Here is a 16,469-nt window from a genome sequence, read left to right as displayed (position 1 = left end):
GGGATTCACTCACTGTCGCTCCTCTTAGAGCTCAGGGCCTCCCGGACGGAAGGCCACGATTTCAGTACGGCGAGCACCTCCGGGTCGCGCTCGGTCGCGAGCGCAGAGGCGTAGGAGCGGTCGAGCACGTCGTCGATCGCGACCCGCGACCCCTGTGCCGCACTCTGCGTCGCGGCCTCGACCATAGCGAGGCTCATGATGTTCGCGTGCACACGCCCCATCGGTTCCAGTCCGTGCCGCAGCGCGGCGACGAACTGCCGCAGGGAACCCCCGATGTCCCGGCCGAGGTCCTCGCCGGGCTCGAACGGCTCGTCCGGGGCGGCGACCGGGTCGTCCTCGCCGTTCCACAGGACCGAGCCGCGCTCGGCCGAGACCCGCCACGAGCCGTTCCAGGAGGTCTCGTGACCGGGGCTGCACCAGGACCCGTTGAACGTGAACCGGGCGCCGCCTTCCATGGCGAAGACCGCGTTCGCGGCCGCGTCGCCCCGGTACCAGCTCCAGGCCGGGTTGTACTCCTCGCAGGAGACCGAGACGGGGTCGGCGTCGAGGAGGTAGCGGGCCATGTCGAACTGGTGGATGGCCATGTCGAGCAGGAGCGGGCTGGCCATCTCGTCGCGGAAGCCGCCGAAGTGCGGCGACTGGAAGAAGTCGACGGAGACGATCCCGACCGCGCCGAGCCCGGTGAGCCGCTGCTTGGCCTGGTGGAGCGCCGGGTGGTAGCGGCGGTTCTGGCTGACCATGAACAGCTGCCCGGTGAGCTGGGCGGCGGCCGCGAGCGACAGGCCTTCGGCCACGGTCGAGGCGACCGGCTTCTCCCCCAGCACGGGGAAGCCCGCGTTGAGCGCGGCGATCGTGACCGGGTGGTGCGCTTCGGGAATGGTGGCGTTCACGATCGCGTCGGCACCGGTGCGCTTCGCCAGTTCGATCGCGTCGGTGCCGGTGGCGAGGCCCTCGATGCCGGTCGCGGCGGCGAGCGACGCGGCGGACTCCGGGTAGAGGTCGGCGATCCCGACGAGCACCGCGTCGGGGCTGGCGGCGATGTTCCGGGCCCAAGCCCCGCCCATGCCGCCCGCGCCGACGACGATGAGGCGAAGGGGCCCTTCGGATTCGATGGTGCTGAAGCTCATCGCTCGAATGCCCCTCGGTAGCCCTGGCCGTTGAAGAAGTCGTCGGTGTCGTAGCGCAGCAGCGTCGGCGTCTCGCGCTCGCGGTCCGGGCGGGCCCATTCGATGCCGTTGGCGATCACGTGGTTCACGTCCGGGTGGTGGTAGACCGGGAAGTCCTGGTCACCGGGGCTGAAGTAGAAGATCCGGCCGAAGCCGCGGCGGTAGGTCATGCCGCTGCGGAAGACCTCGCCGCCGGTGAAGCCCGAGATGAAGATGAGCTCGTCCGGGGTGGGCACGTCGAAGTACTCGCCGTACATCTCCTGCTCGGGGATGACGATCGGGTTCGGGATGCCGCGCGCGATGGGGTGCTGCGGGTTGACGGTCCACACCAGTTCGCGGTCGTGCTCGCTGCGCCAGCGCAGCGTGCAGGTGGTGCCCATGAGCTTGGTGAAGATCTTGGACCAGTGCCCGGAGTGGAGCACGATGAGGCCCATGCCTGCGAGGACGTGGCGGTGCACGCGGTCGACGATCTCGTCGGCGACCTCGCCGTGGGCGGCGTGGCCCCACCAGATGAGGACGTCCGTGGCGTCCAGTACATCGGAGGTCAGGCCGTGCTCGGGCTCGTCGAGAGTGTGGGTCGTGATGTGGGCCTTCTCGCCCAGCCATTCGCCGACGCCCTTGGCGATGGCGCCGTGCATGCCGTCGGGGTAGCGCTCGGCCACGGAGGCCTCGACCTGCTCGTGGCGGTTCTCGCCCCAGACGACGACTCGGATCGGTTCATTGGACATGCGGTGTGTCTCCTTTGGTGGTTTCGCACATTGTGAGCTTAAAAATCGTTGGGCGCCTTCGCGATTCATCAGATCATCGGTCGGTGCTGGACCGTTCGATAAGCGCGGGCGGCAGCAGCAGGTGCTCGGGTTCCTCGGGCTGCTCGACCACGAGGCGCACCAGCTCTGCGGCGATGGCCGCCGAGGGCTGGCGGACCGAGGAGATGCCGACGGTGCCGAACGAGGTGAGCGTCGTGTCGTCGTAGCCGGTGACGGCCACGTCCTTGCCCGGCTCGAGCCCGCGGCTCTGGAGCGTGATGACGGCGCCGGCCGCGAGGGGGTCGGAGACGCAGATGACGGCCGTGGGCGGCTCGGGCGCATCGAGGAGCGCCGCGGCGACGCGGACGCCCGTCTCCAGGTCGCGGCCGCATGCGACGATCCGGCCTGGCGCGAGCGACCCGGTGAGGCCGCGGCGCCCGCAGGCCTCCCGGTAGCCGATCTCGCGCTGCACCATGGTGACGATCCCCTGGTCGGCGCCGACGAACGCCAGTTCGCGGTGCCCGCGGTCGGCGACGTGGTCGACGGCCATCGCGATGCCCGTCGCCGCATCGGCCTCGACCCAGCTCCACGGGCTCGTGAACGCCTCGGCGGTGCGGCCGTACGCGGCGAACGGGATGCCCCGCTTGCGCAGGCCGACCGGCCGGGGGTCCTCGGGTCCCAGATTGGAGATGACGAACCCGGCCGCGGACTGCCCGAAGTAGAGGTCCTCGCAGGCGGACATGAGCGCTTCGGTGCCCTGCTGGGCGACGAGGGTGAGGTTGCGGTCGAGGGCCTGGCAGCTCGCGGCGAGGTCGTGGACGAACGCGTCCATGTACTGGTTGCCGCCGACGTCCTGGGCGGGCAGCACGTAGGCGATCTGCCGCGGCTGCGCGAGGCGCAGGCTCCGGGCGACGAGGTTGTTGCGGTAGCGCAGCTCGCGCATCGCGGCGTGCACCTTCTCGCGGGTGACCTCGGAGACGATCTCGGGGCGGTTGATGACGTTCGAGACGGTCATCGCGGAGACCCCGGCGAGGTCGGCGACGTCGGACATGCTCGCCTTGCGGGCACCGCGCGTCTTGCCGCTCATCCGCCGCCTCCTCTCTGAGTCCGTTCCGGCCCGCCGAAGATTTTAAGCATAAAAATGAGCGTGGGTCAAACCCGGCGATGAATTCGGCGGACGCTTGTCGTCAGTACCGGTGACACCCACTGCAACGAGGAGACGCCATGACCAAGCCGCACAGCCACACCATCGACGCCCCCGGCGCCGTCCTGCACTACGACCTGCGCGACGGCGCCGAGCCGACCCTGCTGCTCGTCGGCTCGCCGATGGCCGCCCCTGGGTTCGCCACGCTCGCAGGCCACTTCACCGACCGCCGCGTGGTCACCTACGACCCGCGCGGCTCCGAGCGCAGCGTCCGCACCGACGGCGCCGCCGAGAACACCGTGGAAGAGCACGCCGACGACCTGCGCCGCCTGATCGACGCGGTCGGCGGCGGACCGGTCGACCTGTTCGCCAGCAGCGGCGGCGCGGTGAACGCGCTCGCGCTGGTGGCGAAGCACCCCGAGCAGGTCCGCACCCTCGTCGCCCACGAGCCGCCGGCGTCGAGCGAGCTGCCCGACAGCGAGGTGATCCTCAGGGCCTGCGAGGACATCCGCGACACCTATCTGGCCTCCGGTTTCGGTCCGGCCATGGCGAAGTTCATCGCCCTGGTCTCCCACCAGGGCCCGTTCACGGCGGCGTACCTGGAGCAGCCCGCGCCCGGCCCGGCCGCCTTCGGGCTGCCGACCGAGGACGACGGCAACCGCGACGACCCTCTGCTGGGTCTGAACATGATCTCCTGCAACGCCTTCCGGCACGACTTCGCGGCGCTGCGGGCGGCCTCGACCCGCATCGTCCTCGCCGTGGGCGCGGACTCGGGCGAGATCCTCCCGGCCCGCGCCGCGCAGGTCGTCGCCGAGGAGCTGGGGACCGCGACCGTCGCGTTCCCCGGCGACCACGGCGGCTTCCTCGGCGGCGAGTACGGCCAGACCGGCAAGCCCGACGAGTTCGCGGCCGCGCTCCGGGAAGTCCTGGAGGCGTAGACGCAGCGGCGCCCCGGAGTCCGAGGACTCCGGGGCGCTCGCGTGCTTGCTCTAGTCGGTGCCGAACTCGATCGCGGCGTGGTCGAGCAGCGCGTCGAGGGGCTCGTCGTCGGTGGCTTCGCTGCCGCGCGAGGCGATCGCGACCGCGCCGCCCTTGTCCATCGCGCCGATCAGGCCGGTCGAGGCGGCCTGGGCCGCGCCGATCATCGTCGGGTGCGCGCTGCCGACCATGCCGATCCCGGCGTACTGCTCGAGCTTCGCCCGCGAGTCGGCGATGTCGAGGTTCCGCATGGTGAGCTGGCCGATCCGGTCGTTCGGGCCGAACGCCGAGTCCTCGGTCCGCTCCATCGAGAGCTTGTCCGGGTGGTAGCTGAACGCGGGCCCGGAGGTGTCGATGATCGAGTAGTCCTCGCCGCGCCGCAGCCGCAGGGTGACCTCGCCGGTGACGGCGGTGCCGACCCACCGCTGGAGCGATTCGCGGATCATGAGCGCCTGCGGGTCGAGCCACCGGCCCTCGTACAGCAGCCGTCCGAGCCGCCGCCCTTCGGCGTGGTAGATCGCGAGGGTGTCCTCGTTGTGGATGGCGTTCACGAGCCGCTCGTAGGCGGCGTGCAGGAGCGCCATGCCGGGGGCCTCGTAGATGCCCCGGCTCTTGGCCTCGATGATCCGGTTCTCGATCTGGTCGGACATGCCCAGGCCGTGCCGCCCGCCGATCGCGTTGGCCTCCAGCACCAGGTCGACGGCGGAGCCGAACTCCTTGCCGTTGATGGTGACCGGCCGGCCCTGCTCGAAGCCGATCGTGACGTCCTCGGTCTCGATCTCGACGGCCGGGTCCCAGTGCCGCACGCCCATGATGGGCTCGACGATCTCCATGCCGGTGTCCAGGTGCTCGAGGGTCTTGGCCTCGTGGGTGGCGCCCCAGATGTTGGCGTCCGTGGAGTAGGCCTTCTCGGTGCTGTCCCGGTACGGGAGCCGCCGGTCGGCGAGCCATTCGGACATCTCGGTCCGGCCGCCGAGCTCGCTCACGAAGCCCGCGTCGAGCCACGGCTTGTAGATCCGCAGCGAGGGGTTGGCGAGCAGGCCGTAGCGGTAGAACCGCTCGATGTCGTTGCCCTTGTAGGTGGAGCCGTCGCCCCAGATCTGCACGTCGTCCTCGAGCATGGCCCGCACCAGCAGCGTGCCGGTCACGGCCCGCCCGAGCGGGGTGGTGTTGAAGTAGGTGCGCCCGCCGGACTTGATGTGGAAGGCGCCGCAGGCGAGGGCGGCCAGGCCCTCCTCGACGAGCGCGGCCTTGCAGTCGACGAGCCGCGCGATCTCGGCGCCGTAGGCCTCGGCCCGGCCGGGGACGGTGTGGATCTGCGGCTCGTCGTACTGGCCGATGTCGGCGGTGTACGTGCAGGGCACCGCGCCCTTCTCGCGCATCCAGGCGACCGCCACCGAGGTGTCCAGGCCACCGGAGAAGGCGATGCCGACGCGTTCGCCGACGGGGAGCGAGGAGAGAACTTTAGACATGGTTATGAGTATGCATGATGCTGAATTTTCATGCAACCCGGGGTCGGGCCCTGTCTGAGGTGAACGGCCGCGACCAGGATCGACGCGGCGCGATCATGGCGAGCCTCACTTCCGGGCAGCGGAAAGCGGGCCGTCCTCGCGATCGAGGACGGCCCGCTGCGTCGGTGGTCAGGCCGCGGGCGTGCGGGCGGCCTGCTGCGCGCGGAGCGCGGCGAACATGGGCTTGCGGGACGGCGATTCGGCCAGGCCGCTGTGGAGGACCGCGGTGATCGCGACCGAGGCGGCGGCGTCGTCGGCGGCGGCGACCCCGGCGGCGACCATGTCGAGGATCTCGTTGGCGGCGGCCGACACGAGCTCGGGGTCGGCGTTCTTGGACGCGCGCGAGAAGCCGAAGGCCAGGTCCTTGTCCGCGGTGACGTTCCAGACCGCGCAGGTGTGGAGGCGCGTGCCGTAACCGGTGCCCTCGATCCAGCAGTCGACGGCGTACACGAACGTACGGGCATCGTGGTCCCACAGCAGTTCGGCATCGAGCATGTCCGAGAGCGCGGCGAGACGCTGCGCCTTGGGATACTTGGACTCGAGGACGGCCGTGGCATCGTCGCTCGAGAGATAGCTGTAGGTCATTCTTCAACGGTAGCCGCCCGGCACGGGGTTCCCGCAAAGCCCGGACCGCTCGTTTCGACGAGACGGGTGGGTGCTTCCTCACCAGAGACCCAGAAATCGGACTTTGAATCGTTTTCAGGCACATATGTCCGAGCTGATTCAGCGGGAAGGCACAGTGCGCCCCGGCACTGTGCCTTCTGGAATGAGCGGCTAGCCGACCACGTCGCAGTACGGCTTCACCGTCTCGACGATGGTGGGGCCCTCGGCCTCCTCGACGCCGAAGAGCTCGGCGGCGTCGCGGGCGAGCTGCTCCTCGTCGGCGTTGGCCGCGACCTGGCCGCAGATCTCCTGGGCGTTGTGGAGGATCTCCTCGGGCGAGGCGTCGGGGACGACCTCCCACAGGTCGGTGGCGAGATCGGCGGGGAGCTCGGAGGCGAGTTCGTCGAGGGAGGACTCCCAGTCGGGGAGGCTGGGCGAGTCGGTGGGGACTTCGAGGCCGCCGTCTTCACTGCAGGCGCTGAGCGCCAGGAGCGCGCCGATGGCGAGGGCGGCGAGGGTTCGTCGTGCCGTCATTGGTTCTCCGTTCGCGTGATTTCGGGCCACGCTAACAGCCGGAGATCACCGATTTGCCCGAAGCATACGGTGTTGCCGCATACGTCACCGCCGCCGCGGCGCGGGCCGGGCGCCCGCGCCGTTCCGCTTGCGGCCCTAAGCGGCTTCCCATTCGAAGCCGTCGGCGTCCGTGAAGGTCCCCGCGGGGCTGCCGAAGACGATGCGGTGCGACCCCGAGCCCTCGGGGGAGACGAACGAGGTCTTGGCGGCGAACTTGCGGCTGTAGAGCGAGAGGGACACGGCCTCGTCGGGGGCCTCGAACTCGACGTATTTGCGGCCGAAGCTCTTGGCGACCTTGAGGCCGTGATCGGTGTAGAACTGCTTGGCGGCGGCGACGTCCGCGACGCCGATGCCGACGTTGACCGAGTCGACCTCGCGGGCGGCCGGGCCGGTGTGCTTCTTCTGGGAGGTGGCGATCTTCCAGATGTTGCCGTAGGGGTCCTGGAGGACGCAGCCGTAGCCCCACAGGCTCTTCTCGGGGGCCTTGATCGCGGTGGCCCCGGCGGCGATCGCGGTCTCGGCGAAGCTGTCGACGGTGCCGGGCCGGGTGACGACGAGGGAGATCGCGAAGCCGCGGAAGCCGCTGCTCGGGTCCTTGGCGGGCCGCACGCGCAGCCAGGAGTCCTCGCCGAGGTCGAAGGCCGCGGCGTAGAAGGCCTCGGCGGCGGCGGTGTCGTCGACTTCGAGGGTGACGGTCTGGATGGCGTTCACGGTCGGCTCCTTAGTGGCTGCGCTGTGTTCAAAACTGCTGCTCTTGCTCATGTCCACAACGATATTTCCGGGAGGGCCCCCGGTGCTTCTCGATTCCTGATCACTCCGCGGCCCTTCTCGATCGCCCGATTCGGGTATATATTCATGAAAGTCGATATACAGGTGCAAGTCCGCCGTCGGGTTGGGGTGGAGCGGACCCGACCAGAGGAGGACAGTGCATGCCTGTCATGCGAACTCGGCGGCTCTTGGCCGTCGTCGCCGCCTGCGGGGCGCTCGCCGCGGGAACGATCGCGGTGGTCGCGGCGAGCCCGGCGCACGCCGACGCCTGCGAGCGGATCGATTACACGGTCGTGAGTTCCTGGAACGGCGGCCACCAGGCCGCCGTGTCGCTCACGGCCGGGAGCGAGCCCGTGAGCGGCTGGACCATCGCGTTCGACCTGGCGAGCGGCGCCTCGGTCCAGAGCGCCTGGAACGTCGACTGGGAGCAGTCGGGGACGAGGTTCACCGGCTCCGACGTCGGCTGGAACGCCGCTGTCGCCGCGGGCCAGTCCCGGGAGCTGTTCGGGATGGTCGTCTCCGGCGGGGCGGTGCAGCCGCCTTCGTTCTCGCTCAACGGGATCGAATGCGGCGGCGTCAGCCAGCCGACCGAGACCCCGAGCGAGACGCCCAGCGAGGACCCGACGACCGATCCGCCCGGACCGGTCGACTGCCCGGCCGGGGCCGTGTGCGACGACTTCGAGGACCAGACCGGCACCGTCCCCGGCGGCGAGTGGACCGTCGGCGCGGCCGACTGCACCGGCACGGGCACCGCGGCCGTGGACAAGGCGGTCGCCAACAGCGGCGGCACCTCCATCCGCATCGAGGGCGGCGCGACCTACTGCAACCACGTGTTCATCGGGCGCGACCTCCCGGCCGACGCCGAATGGTTCCGCGTCTACATGCGGCACACCACCGCGCAGCCGCAGAACCACACCACGATGATCGCCATGCAGGACCGGAACGACGCGAACACCGATCTGCGCCTGGGCGGGCAGAACGGCGCGCTGCAATGGAACCGCGAGTCCGACGACGCAACCCTCCCGGCCCAGAGCCCGGCCGGAGTGGCGCTGAGCCGGCCGCTGCCGGTCGCGACCTGGACCTGCGTCGAGTTCCGGATCAGCGGCGGCGACCTCGCCACCTGGGTCGACGGCGAAGCGGTCGAGGGCCTGGCCGTGGACGGCGTGCCGACCCATGACGTGGACGCGCAGTGGCTCGCGAAGCCGGGCTGGAACCCCGACCTCGCCGACCTGCGGCTCGGCTGGGAGAGCTACGGGAACGACGCGGACACCCTCTGGTACGACGACGTCGCCTTCGGCCCCGAGCGGATCGGCTGCTGACGCCGGAGCGCCCCGGCGAGCGATCGCCGGGGCACTCTCCTAGCGGTTGAGGAGCAGCTCGAACAGGCCGAGCCGCCAGGCCGCGTCGCGGGCCACGAGGAAGCCGACGATGCCGAGCACCCAGCCGGTCGTGGAGGCGGCGTGCTTGACCATCCAGTCGTTGATCCGCTTGAGCAGCGGCTCCACGGCACCGCGCGCGACCAGGCGGGCCGCGAGCAGCACCAGTGCGGGCAGCACCATCACCAGGCAGTACCCGGCCATCGTCAGCGTGATCCCGGCCGCCCCGATCCCGGCGGACGTGACCAGCCCGATCGCGGCCAGGTACGGCAGCATCGTGGCGACCTCGATCGTGGCCGCCGCGAGCGCGAGGCCCATGAGCGGCAGCACCGAGGAGCGGGTGCGGGTCGCGCCTGCGCCTTCGGCCGCATCGACGCCGAGCGCCCGTTCGCGCCAGCGCGCCACCCGTCCGCCCTCCCCGTGCTGCTTCTTGGAGTCGAAGCGGAAGCTGAGGACGAGCAGGCCGATGCCGAGGACGAGCTGGGTCCACAGTGCGGGTCGGGTGTCGAGGAGCGCGCCGATGTCGTCGATGAAGGTGGCGGCGCCGACGGCGATGAGCAGGCCGACGGCGAAGTAGAACACGGCGATGGTGGCGAGGTAGGCGAGCATCCGCCCGGCCCGCACCCGGCCGGGGGCGAGGAGCAGCCAGACCGGGATGAGGAGCGTGCCGAAGCTGGTCGAGTCGATGAGCGCGAGGGCCGCTAGGGAGGCGGCGAGTGCGAGGTCCATGTTCCGAGCGTATGGAGCGGCGGGGCCGGGCGCGTCGGCCTCGGGGCCGAGGTTCGGCTGGGGCCCTGCATCTTTGGTGGCACTCCGTTGGGTGCGGTCGGGGCCGCCCCAGGCCTTGATACCGCTTTCCGATACTGTCGGTCCTCGATGCGTCCGTGCCGCGCGGACCAGCCGAAGGAGGCCGTCATGCCCCGATTCGCCGAGCCGAACGTCGTCAATGACAACGGCGCATGGTGCTGGTTCCAGGACGAGCGCGCCCTCGTCGACCCCGAGACGCAGCAGCTCGTCGTCGGGTCCATCGCGGCCGCCGAAGGCCCCGGCGGCGAGGCCCGCTCGGGCAACGTCGAACTCGCGGTCGTCGACCTCCGCACCGGCGCCTCCCGCATCGCGGTGCTCCATGAGCGGTTCGAGACCGACGACCACGACGTTCCCGCCCTGTGGAGGCGCAGCGACGGCCGCTGGCTCGCCGTCTACACCAAGCACAAGACCGACGACCTGACCCGCTGGCGCATCAGCGAACCGGGCGACCCCACCATGTGGGGCCCCGAGCGCAGCTTCGACTGGAGCCCGCACACCGAGGGCCGCGGCGTCACCTACTCGAACCTGCGCGCCATGGACGGGCGCCTCTACTGCTTCGCCCGCGCCGTGAACGACGACCAGTGCGCGATCGTCTCCGACGACGAAGGCGAGACCTGGGCCTACGCCGGGAAACTCTTCACCCGCCCCAAGGTCGGCTACGTCAACGGCTACACCCGCTACGCCGCCGCCGGAGACCGCCTCCACCTGGTCACCACCGACCACCACCCGCGCGACTTCGACAACTCGATCTACCACGGCTACCTCGAGCACGGCGCGCTCCACCGCAGCGACGGCACCGTCCTCGACCCCAAAGCCCTCAACGGAGAAGCGCCCTCGCAGGAGGGCCTGACCACGGTCCTCGCCGCCGGTTCCCGCTGGGGCGGCACGCGGATCTCGCACTGCTGGACCACCGACATCCGCACCACCGCGAACGGCGGCGTCGCCGCGATCCTCACCGCCCGCGCAGGCGAGGAGGAACTCGATCTCGACCGCAGGCGGGCCGCCCCGGACCTGCGGTTCTTCTACGCCCGCATGGCACCCGGCGGCGAATGGACCGTCAACGAACTCGCGAAGGCCGGGCCCGGCCTGATGCCGCACGAAGAGGACTACACGGGCCTCGCCGCGATCGACCCGTACGACCCCGGCTCGGTCTACATCTCCACCCCCGTCGACCCCCGCGACGGCGCGGTACTCCCCCACCGCGAGATCTTCCACGGCCGCGCCGCCGCCGCGGGCAGGTTCTGGGCCTGGACACCCGTCACCGAGAACTCCGAAGTCGACAACCTGCGGCCGATCGTCGCCCCCGGCGACCCGTCCCGCACCCCGCTCCTCTGGTTCCGCGGCCCCATGACCGCCTCCCAGCACTACCGCTGCGAGGTCGTCCTCCTCGACCTCCCCCGCCCCTGACCGCTCGTTTACACCCGGTTCACAGCACGGCCCCTACCGTTCGGCCCATGAGACGCATCTCCATGGCCCTCGCGGCCGCCCTGCTGGCGGCCGCCTGCACCGCCGACCCCGAGACCGACACCGCGACCGCGGGCTGCGACAGCGCGTTCACGAGCGCGCTGAGCCGCTGGGCCGACGCCGGTTTCAGCGGCGCGCTGGCGATCGGCGACGGCGCGGGCGACTGCCGGGCCGCGTTCGGCATGGCGGACGAGTCGACGCCGAACACCGACGAGACGGTGTTCGCGATCGGCTCGATCAGCAAGGCGTTCACCGCCGCCGCGGTCATCGGCCTCGCCGACGAAGGCGCGTTCGCCCTCGAGGACCGCGCGGGCGCGCTCCTGCCCGGCCTCGAGGGCCCGGCCGCCGACACCACAGTGGAGCAGCTGCTGCTGCGCACGAGCGGCCTCGGCGGCGTCCTGGGCGAGGACCACCGGCCGCTCGAACGCGACGAGGCGATCGCGAGACTCAGCGCATTGAACCCGGCGTTCGAGCCGGGCACCGAGTTCTCGTACTCGAACGCCGGATACGTGCTGCTGGCGCTCATCGTGGACGAGACCACGGGCGACTACCGCGGCTACCTGGCCGAGGAGATCCTGCGGGTCGACGGCGAGCCGATCGGCGGGTTCTGGGACGGCGAGCCGGCCGCGCCGGGGCCGCGCGCGGTCGGCGTCGTCGACGGTCAGCCCTCGCGGCAGAACGGCGAGTTCGCCGGTCCGCACTGGGCGCTCGCCGGGAACGGCGACCTGGCGATGACCGCCGCTGAACTGCACGCCTGGACCAGGGGCCTGTTCACCGGCGAGGTCATCGCACCGGAGGCAGTGGACCTGCTGCTGGGCACCGGGTTCGACAACGGCGACGGCACCGAGGAGCTCCCCGGATGGGTGTCGGTCGGACCCGACGTGTTCGGCGCACCGCTCATCACCGCTTCGGGAGGCGGCGGCGACACCGGCCACAACGCGGTCGCGGCCTGGCTGCCCGAGACCGGCACGGCCCTGGCCGCCGCCTCCAACTCCGAGGCGGTCATCGCCGGGGAGCTGGTCGAGGCGATCGCCCCGGCGTTCATCGCGGGGGACCCGATCCCCGCCCCTGAGGGCGCCGCCGAGGTCGACCCCGCCGAACTGCAAGCGCGCGAAGGCGTCTACACGATCGAGTCCGGATCGACATTCCACGTCACCGCCACGGAGGACGGCCTCGAGGTCGCGGCCGACGGCGCCGACGCGGCGGCGGCCCTGTTCTCCTCCAGCGAGTTCAGCGCCGACGACGTCGCCGCCCACGAAGCCGACGTGCTCGCGCTCCTGAACGGCGGGACCGACGCGGGCCGCGACGAACGCGAGGCGATCGAAGCCGACCTCGGCGCGATCGAGGGCGGCGAACTGCACACCTACGTGCGCATCCGCACCGCGGGCGACGGCGTGCTCGGCTGGTACACGCTGGAGGAGCACGGCGGGGTGGGCGCCGTTTCGCTCGGGGTCGAGCCGCCCGCGTTTACGCTGGTGCCCACGGGCGACGGCGAGTACCGCCAAGCCGATCTCGCCGGTGCCGGGGCGGGCGTCCGGGTGTCCTTCGAGGACGACCTGATGACCGCCCACGGCACCGCGGGCACCGTCGAAGCCCGCCGCGACGCGTAGGAAAGGGGAGGCGTGCGCATCCTGCTGGTCGAGGACGACCGCGACCTGGGCCCGGTCCTGGCACTGGGCCTGCGCAACGAGGCCTACGCCGTGGACCTCGCCCAGAACTGTGCCGAAGCCGAAGCGCTGTTGTGCTGCAACGACTTCGACGTGGCGTGCCTCGACCTCGGCCTGCCGGACGGGGACGGCCTGGAGCTGCTGCGGCGACTCGGCGCCGACCCCGCGCTGCGCCGACCCCGCCGCCTGCTCGTGCTCACCGCCCGCGACGCCGTCGACGACCGCGTGGCCGGGCTCGACGCGGGCGCGGACGACTACCTCGTCAAGCCGTTCGACTTCCAGGAGCTGGCCGCGAGGCTGCGCGCGCTCGCCCGTCGCGCCGACGCGCACGACGCGGTGCTCGCGGTCGGCGACCTGCGGCTCGACACCGCCGCGCACCGGGCCTGGCGCGGCGGCGGCGAACTGGACCTGACCCCGAGGGAGTTCTCGATGCTGCGGTACCTCATGCACCGCGCGGGCCGGACGGTGAGCGCCGAGGAACTGCTCGAGCACGTCTGGGACGCGAACGCCGACCCGTTCACGGCCTCGGTGCGGGTGATCCTGAGTCGCCTGCGCCGCAAGCTGGGCGAACCCGGGCCGATCTCCACGGTGACCGGTGTCGGGTACGTCCTGCGGGAGGCGCCGTGATCGGGCTGCTGCGCTCGCTGCGCGCCCGGCTCGCGCTCACCGGGGCCCTCGCGATCTACCTGCCGGTGGTGCTCGTCTTCGCGGTGACCTCGATCGACCGGAACGAGGTCACCGAGACGGCGCCCGACGGCACCACCCGCCTGGTCTCGGCATCCGATGTGGACCCGACCGGGTGGGCGTGGTTCACGGTGGTCGCGCTGCTGCCGGTCACGGGGGCGCTCGCGTGGTGGTGGTCGGGCCGGGCGGTGCGCCCGTTCGAGCGCATTCGCGAAGCGGCCGAACGGATCGAGGCCTCCGACTTGAGCCTGCGCGTGGGCGGCGCGCAGGGCACGACCGAGGCGATCGGGCTCGCCGCCGCGTTCGACGCGATGCTCGACCGCCTCGAGCGGTCGGCGCAGGTGCAGCGGCGGCTGGTCGAGGAGACCAGCCACGAGCTGCGGACCCCCCTCGCCGTCTTGATCACCGGCGCCGATGTGGTCCTGCGCCACCCCGAACCCGATCTCTCGCTCTACCGGGAGGGTTTGGAGCGCAGCCGGAACGCGGCCGAGCGGCTGCGGGTCGCCGTGGGCGAGCTGCTGGTGGACGCGCGCGGGCGGGCCCGCGTGATCGACCGGCGCCCGACGGACGTCGCGGCGCTGGTGCGCGAGGTCTTCGAGGAGGCGGCGGCCTTCGCGGCCTCGCGTACGGTCCGCCTGGAGCTGCGCGGCGAGGCGTCGGCGGAGGCCCCGGTCGACGGTCCGAGCGTCCACCGCGCGGTCGCGAACCTGGTCCACAACGCCGTCAAGCACGCCCCGGAGGGCACGGCCGTCGACGTCGAGGTCCGGCGTTCGGAGGCAGGGATCGCGGTGGTCGTCACCGATGAGGGCCCGGGTATCCCTGCGGCCGAGCGGGAACGGGTCTTCGTACGGTTCTGGCGCGGTCACGCCTCCGGGACGGGGCTCGGGCTGCCGATCGCGCGGCAGATCGCACAGGCCCACGGCGGCGAGGTCGAACTCCTCTACGCGGACCGGGGCTGCCGGTTCCGGTTGACGCTGCCGGTCCGGAACGCATAGCGCTCAGCGGCCTTCTTGCTCGTCCTGCTCGCGCATGAGCCGCTCGGCGGCGGCCCGCTCGGCGTCCTCCACCGCCTGGGCGAGGCGGTTCGCGGCGAGGAGCCGCTCGTATTCGGCGCGCTGCGCGTCGGTCAGCTTCGTCAGGTCGGGCGGGTGCCGCTCGAGGTCCTCGATGCCCTCGCGGAGTTCGCGGCGCGCCGCGCGCACGCCGAAGTAGAGGGCGCCCGCGAGGCTGACGAGGATGGCGAGGGTCCAGATCAAGGTCCGCCGTTGTCCTTCCGCTCCTGCTCCATCCGGTCGTCGAGGTTGCGGCCGCGGTTGATCTCGGTCGCGGAGTACTTGAGGACCTTCTGGGTGTTGATCGGGTTGCCCCAGTTGTTCTTCAGCGGGTCGAAGGACTTGCGGAGGGTGTCGAGCGAGGCGTTGCGCATGTTCCCGGCGCCGTTCATGGTCAGGCGCCCGCCGTTCATGAACGCCTTCGACGAGCCCTTGAGCAGCTGGTCGGTGGTGGCGTCCATGGCCTTCTTCAGGCCTTGCGACTGGGTGCCGAACCTGCGGAACGAGGCGATGTAGCGCCCGAACTTCGACATCAGCTGCCCGACCTTGCCGACGATGTTCGCGAAGACGCTCACGGCCTTCGAGACGATCCGGGCGATCGCGGCGGCGAGGGTCGCGCCGAAGGTGAACCCGGCGGTGGCCAGCGCGCTGAGCGCCCACATGATCGCCTCGGCGATGAAGTTGGTGATGAGCTCCAGGATGATCGTGCGGAGGATGCCCACGGCCACGCCGGCGATGTTGACGCCGTTCGCGGTGGTCGCGGCCGCTTCGGCGCTGGAGCGCAGGACCTGCTCGAACCCGGCCGCCGCGTTCCGGTAGGCGGTGGCGTCCGCGCCGTCCCAGTCCTCGATCGTCTTGAGCTCGGCGGCCCATTCGTCCGCGGCGGTGCTCATCTCCATCGCGATGTTGTTCCAGGTCAGTGCCAGGCCCTCGATCGCCTGCGGGTTGCCCGCGACCCAGTCGAGGGGTTCACGCAGGAACGAGATGTGCTCGAAGAGCCAGCCCACTCCGGCCTGCAGCAGGTGTTTGAAGGGGTTGGCCACGAAGGAGAGGACGTCGAGCGCGGTGGTGGCGGTGGCGACCCCGGCGTCGAGGAAGCTGAACGGCTCCGAGGTGAACGCGGTGCCGTAGGCGGTCGCGGTCTTGGCGAGGCCGCCGATCACCTTGGTGCCCTGGAGGGCCGAGGTCGCGGTCTCGCCTTCGATGAGGGGGTTGGTCATGGGGTGTGCCCGTCCAGTTCCTTGCCGAGTTCGTCGAAGAGGGCCGCGACCTCCTGGTCGGCGGCGAGGTGCTGGATCGCGGTGTCGTTGACGACTTCCGCGAATCCGAGGCCGAGGTCGTCGGCGGAGTTGAGGGCGGCACCGGCGTCGTCGAGGAACAGGTCGAGGACGGGTGGGATGACCTGTGCGAAGACGATGCCGTACGCGTCCTCGTCGCCGAGGCGCACGGTGTTGGCGGCGTCGGCGGCGGTCCTGACCCTCGCCATGGGGCCGTTCGCGAGCCGCGCGGCGTGGTCGCGCAGCGCCTGCGGGTCGACCTGGACCATCAGTCCTCCGTCTTCGGCGCGGTGAACGACTGGAGGAGGCCCATGGCCTCCTGGTCGCCGCCGAGCAGATCGGACATGATCGCGGCGGTCTTCTGACCGGACGCCTCGACGGCCCGCCGGTACGTGTCGAGCACGAGTGCGGCGAGTCCGGTGCCGGACATGTGCTTGGCCTCGTTGGAGAAGCGGAGGCCGGTGAGCGCGCCGCCCGCGTTCACCGTGACCGTGACGGCGCCTTCGTCGCTGGCGAGCGTCGTCTCCGATGCGGCCAGCGCCTGCTCGGCGCGGCCGGCCTGCTCCTGGATCACGGCCACGCGGTGCTCCAGGTCCTGCATGATCTCTTCGGGGGTGCGCATCGTCTTCCTTCGCCGTTGCTGAGCCTGGTGG

General features: G+C 71.2%; 18 protein-coding genes. 6 read left to right on the top strand and 12 right to left on the bottom strand.

Going from position 1 to position 16,469, the window contains the following annotated elements; genetic code table 11:
* Positions 1-5: 5 nt before the first annotated feature.
* The 3 genes from O1R50_RS01885 to O1R50_RS01875 all read right to left on the bottom strand — a co-directional run bounded on the left by O1R50_RS01885 (position 6) and on the right by O1R50_RS01875 (position 2,999).
* Entirely contained in the window at positions 6-1,127 is a 1,122-nt protein-coding gene (locus tag O1R50_RS01885) for a Gfo/Idh/MocA family protein (RefSeq protein WP_270108143.1), read from the bottom strand.
* Complete coding sequence (locus O1R50_RS01880; protein WP_270108142.1) at positions 1,124-1,894, bottom strand: ThuA domain-containing protein; 771 nt, start codon at positions 1,892-1,894, stop codon at positions 1,124-1,126. Before O1R50_RS01880 ends, O1R50_RS01885 begins: the two co-directional genes overlap by 4 nt.
* 73 nt (positions 1,895-1,967) lie before the next feature.
* On the bottom strand, positions 1,968-2,999 hold the full coding sequence (locus O1R50_RS01875; RefSeq protein ID WP_270108141.1) for a LacI family DNA-binding transcriptional regulator: 1,032 nt from the start codon (positions 2,997-2,999) through the stop codon (positions 1,968-1,970).
* 137 nt (positions 3,000-3,136) lie between these two features.
* Here O1R50_RS01875 and O1R50_RS01870 point away from each other — a divergent pair, with 137 nt between their 5' ends.
* The gene (locus O1R50_RS01870) at positions 3,137-3,994 is read left to right on the top strand and encodes an alpha/beta fold hydrolase (protein ID WP_270108140.1); all 858 of its coding nucleotides are present in this window, start codon (positions 3,137-3,139) and stop codon (positions 3,992-3,994) included.
* A 51-nt stretch (positions 3,995-4,045) separates the two neighbouring features.
* Here the strand turns inward: O1R50_RS01870 and argG are convergent, their stop codons facing one another.
* The 4 genes from argG to O1R50_RS01850 form a co-directional block, all read right to left on the bottom strand.
* Positions 4,046-5,506, bottom strand: a complete 1,461-nt coding sequence (gene argG, locus O1R50_RS01865) for an argininosuccinate synthase (protein WP_270108139.1) — start codon at positions 5,504-5,506, stop codon at positions 4,046-4,048.
* 168 nt (positions 5,507-5,674) lie between these two features.
* Positions 5,675-6,130 carry a hypothetical protein gene (locus O1R50_RS01860; RefSeq protein WP_270108138.1) on the bottom strand — a complete coding sequence of 152 codons (456 nt, stop codon included), beginning with the start codon at positions 6,128-6,130 and terminating at the stop codon, positions 5,675-5,677.
* Between the two features lie 189 nt (positions 6,131-6,319).
* On the bottom strand, positions 6,320-6,682 hold the full coding sequence (locus tag O1R50_RS01855) for a hypothetical protein (RefSeq protein ID WP_270108137.1): 363 nt from the start codon (positions 6,680-6,682) through the stop codon (positions 6,320-6,322).
* A gap of 135 nt (positions 6,683-6,817) precedes the next feature.
* Positions 6,818-7,432 (bottom strand): glyoxalase, encoded by a 615-nt coding sequence (locus tag O1R50_RS01850; RefSeq protein ID WP_270108136.1) that lies wholly within the window; start codon positions 7,430-7,432, stop codon positions 6,818-6,820.
* Between the two features lie 218 nt (positions 7,433-7,650).
* Here O1R50_RS01850 and O1R50_RS01845 point away from each other — a divergent pair, with 218 nt between their 5' ends.
* The gene (locus tag O1R50_RS01845; protein WP_270108135.1) at positions 7,651-8,808 is read left to right on the top strand and encodes a cellulose binding domain-containing protein; all 1,158 of its coding nucleotides are present in this window, start codon (positions 7,651-7,653) and stop codon (positions 8,806-8,808) included.
* A 39-nt stretch (positions 8,809-8,847) separates the two neighbouring features.
* On the opposite strand, the gene O1R50_RS01840 is transcribed toward O1R50_RS01845, so the two are convergent.
* Positions 8,848-9,594, bottom strand: coding sequence for a GAP family protein (locus O1R50_RS01840; RefSeq protein ID WP_270108134.1), 747 nt, complete (start codon positions 9,592-9,594; stop codon positions 8,848-8,850).
* 186 nt (positions 9,595-9,780) lie between these two features.
* Between O1R50_RS01840 and O1R50_RS01835 the strand changes: the two genes are divergently transcribed.
* The 4 genes from O1R50_RS01835 to O1R50_RS01820 are packed head-to-tail and all read left to right on the top strand — an operon-like array spanning position 9,781 to position 14,482.
* On the top strand, positions 9,781-11,079 hold the full coding sequence (locus O1R50_RS01835; protein WP_270108133.1) for a BNR-4 repeat-containing protein: 1,299 nt from the start codon (positions 9,781-9,783) through the stop codon (positions 11,077-11,079).
* A gap of 47 nt (positions 11,080-11,126) precedes the next feature.
* Positions 11,127-12,746, top strand: a complete 1,620-nt coding sequence (locus O1R50_RS01830) for a serine hydrolase domain-containing protein (protein WP_270108132.1) — start codon at positions 11,127-11,129, stop codon at positions 12,744-12,746.
* Between the two features lie 12 nt (positions 12,747-12,758).
* Complete coding sequence (locus O1R50_RS01825; RefSeq protein WP_270108131.1) at positions 12,759-13,430, top strand: winged helix-turn-helix domain-containing protein; 672 nt, start codon at positions 12,759-12,761, stop codon at positions 13,428-13,430.
* Complete coding sequence (locus tag O1R50_RS01820; RefSeq protein ID WP_270108130.1) at positions 13,427-14,482, top strand: HAMP domain-containing sensor histidine kinase; 1,056 nt, start codon at positions 13,427-13,429, stop codon at positions 14,480-14,482. The genes O1R50_RS01825 and O1R50_RS01820 overlap by 4 nt, the downstream gene beginning before the upstream one ends.
* A 3-nt stretch (positions 14,483-14,485) precedes the next feature.
* Here O1R50_RS01820 and O1R50_RS01815 read toward each other — a convergent pair whose 3' ends face one another.
* The 4 genes from O1R50_RS01815 to O1R50_RS01800 are packed head-to-tail and all read right to left on the bottom strand — an operon-like array spanning position 14,486 to position 16,438.
* Positions 14,486-14,743: a hypothetical protein gene (locus tag O1R50_RS01815; protein WP_270108129.1), complete on the bottom strand. Its 258-nt coding sequence runs from the start codon at positions 14,741-14,743 to the stop codon at positions 14,486-14,488.
* Positions 14,740-15,759, bottom strand: coding sequence for a WXG100-like domain-containing protein (locus O1R50_RS01810; RefSeq protein ID WP_270108128.1), 1,020 nt, complete (start codon positions 15,757-15,759; stop codon positions 14,740-14,742). The genes O1R50_RS01815 and O1R50_RS01810 overlap by 4 nt, the downstream gene beginning before the upstream one ends.
* A complete protein-coding gene (locus O1R50_RS01805; RefSeq protein ID WP_270108127.1) occupies positions 15,756-16,085 on the bottom strand; it encodes a hypothetical protein in 330 nt (109 codons plus the stop codon). Before O1R50_RS01805 ends, O1R50_RS01810 begins: the two co-directional genes overlap by 4 nt.
* A complete protein-coding gene (locus O1R50_RS01800) occupies positions 16,085-16,438 on the bottom strand; it encodes a YbaB/EbfC family nucleoid-associated protein (protein WP_270108126.1) in 354 nt (117 codons plus the stop codon). Before O1R50_RS01800 ends, O1R50_RS01805 begins: the two co-directional genes overlap by 1 nt.
* Positions 16,439-16,469 lie beyond the last annotated feature (31 nt).

The organism is Glycomyces luteolus, assembly GCF_027622875.1.
GTDB classification, from domain to species: Bacteria; Actinomycetota; Actinomycetes; order Mycobacteriales; family Micromonosporaceae; genus Glycomyces; species Glycomyces luteolus.
This window is presented reverse-complemented; position numbering and strand designations above follow the sequence as displayed.

Bases quoted from the DNA above. Each gene is read 5' to 3' on its own strand.
- O1R50_RS01885 (WP_270108143.1), bottom strand. From the start codon at position 1,127: ATGAGCTTCAGCACCATCGAATCCGAAGGGCCCCTTCGCCTCATCGTC.
- O1R50_RS01880 (WP_270108142.1), bottom strand. From the start codon at position 1,894: ATGTCCAATGAACCGATCCGAGTCGTCGTCTGGGGCGAGAACCGCCAC.
- O1R50_RS01875 (WP_270108141.1), bottom strand. From the start codon at position 2,999: ATGAGCGGCAAGACGCGCGGTGCCCGCAAGGCGAGCATGTCCGACGTC.
- O1R50_RS01870 (WP_270108140.1), top strand. From the start codon at position 3,137: ATGACCAAGCCGCACAGCCACACCATCGACGCCCCCGGCGCCGTCCTG.
- argG (WP_270108139.1), bottom strand. From the start codon at position 5,506: ATGTCTAAAGTTCTCTCCTCGCTCCCCGTCGGCGAACGCGTCGGCATC.
- O1R50_RS01860 (WP_270108138.1), bottom strand. From the start codon at position 6,130: ATGACCTACAGCTATCTCTCGAGCGACGATGCCACGGCCGTCCTCGAG.
- O1R50_RS01855 (WP_270108137.1), bottom strand. From the start codon at position 6,682: ATGACGGCACGACGAACCCTCGCCGCCCTCGCCATCGGCGCGCTCCTG.
- O1R50_RS01845 (WP_270108135.1), top strand. From the start codon at position 7,651: ATGCCTGTCATGCGAACTCGGCGGCTCTTGGCCGTCGTCGCCGCCTGC.
- O1R50_RS01840 (WP_270108134.1), bottom strand. From the start codon at position 9,594: ATGGACCTCGCACTCGCCGCCTCCCTAGCGGCCCTCGCGCTCATCGAC.
- O1R50_RS01835 (WP_270108133.1), top strand. From the start codon at position 9,781: ATGCCCCGATTCGCCGAGCCGAACGTCGTCAATGACAACGGCGCATGG.
- O1R50_RS01830 (WP_270108132.1), top strand. From the start codon at position 11,127: ATGAGACGCATCTCCATGGCCCTCGCGGCCGCCCTGCTGGCGGCCGCC.
- O1R50_RS01810 (WP_270108128.1), bottom strand. From the start codon at position 15,759: ATGACCAACCCCCTCATCGAAGGCGAGACCGCGACCTCGGCCCTCCAG.
- O1R50_RS01805 (WP_270108127.1), bottom strand. From the start codon at position 16,085: ATGGTCCAGGTCGACCCGCAGGCGCTGCGCGACCACGCCGCGCGGCTC.
- O1R50_RS01800 (WP_270108126.1), bottom strand. From the start codon at position 16,438: ATGCGCACCCCCGAAGAGATCATGCAGGACCTGGAGCACCGCGTGGCC.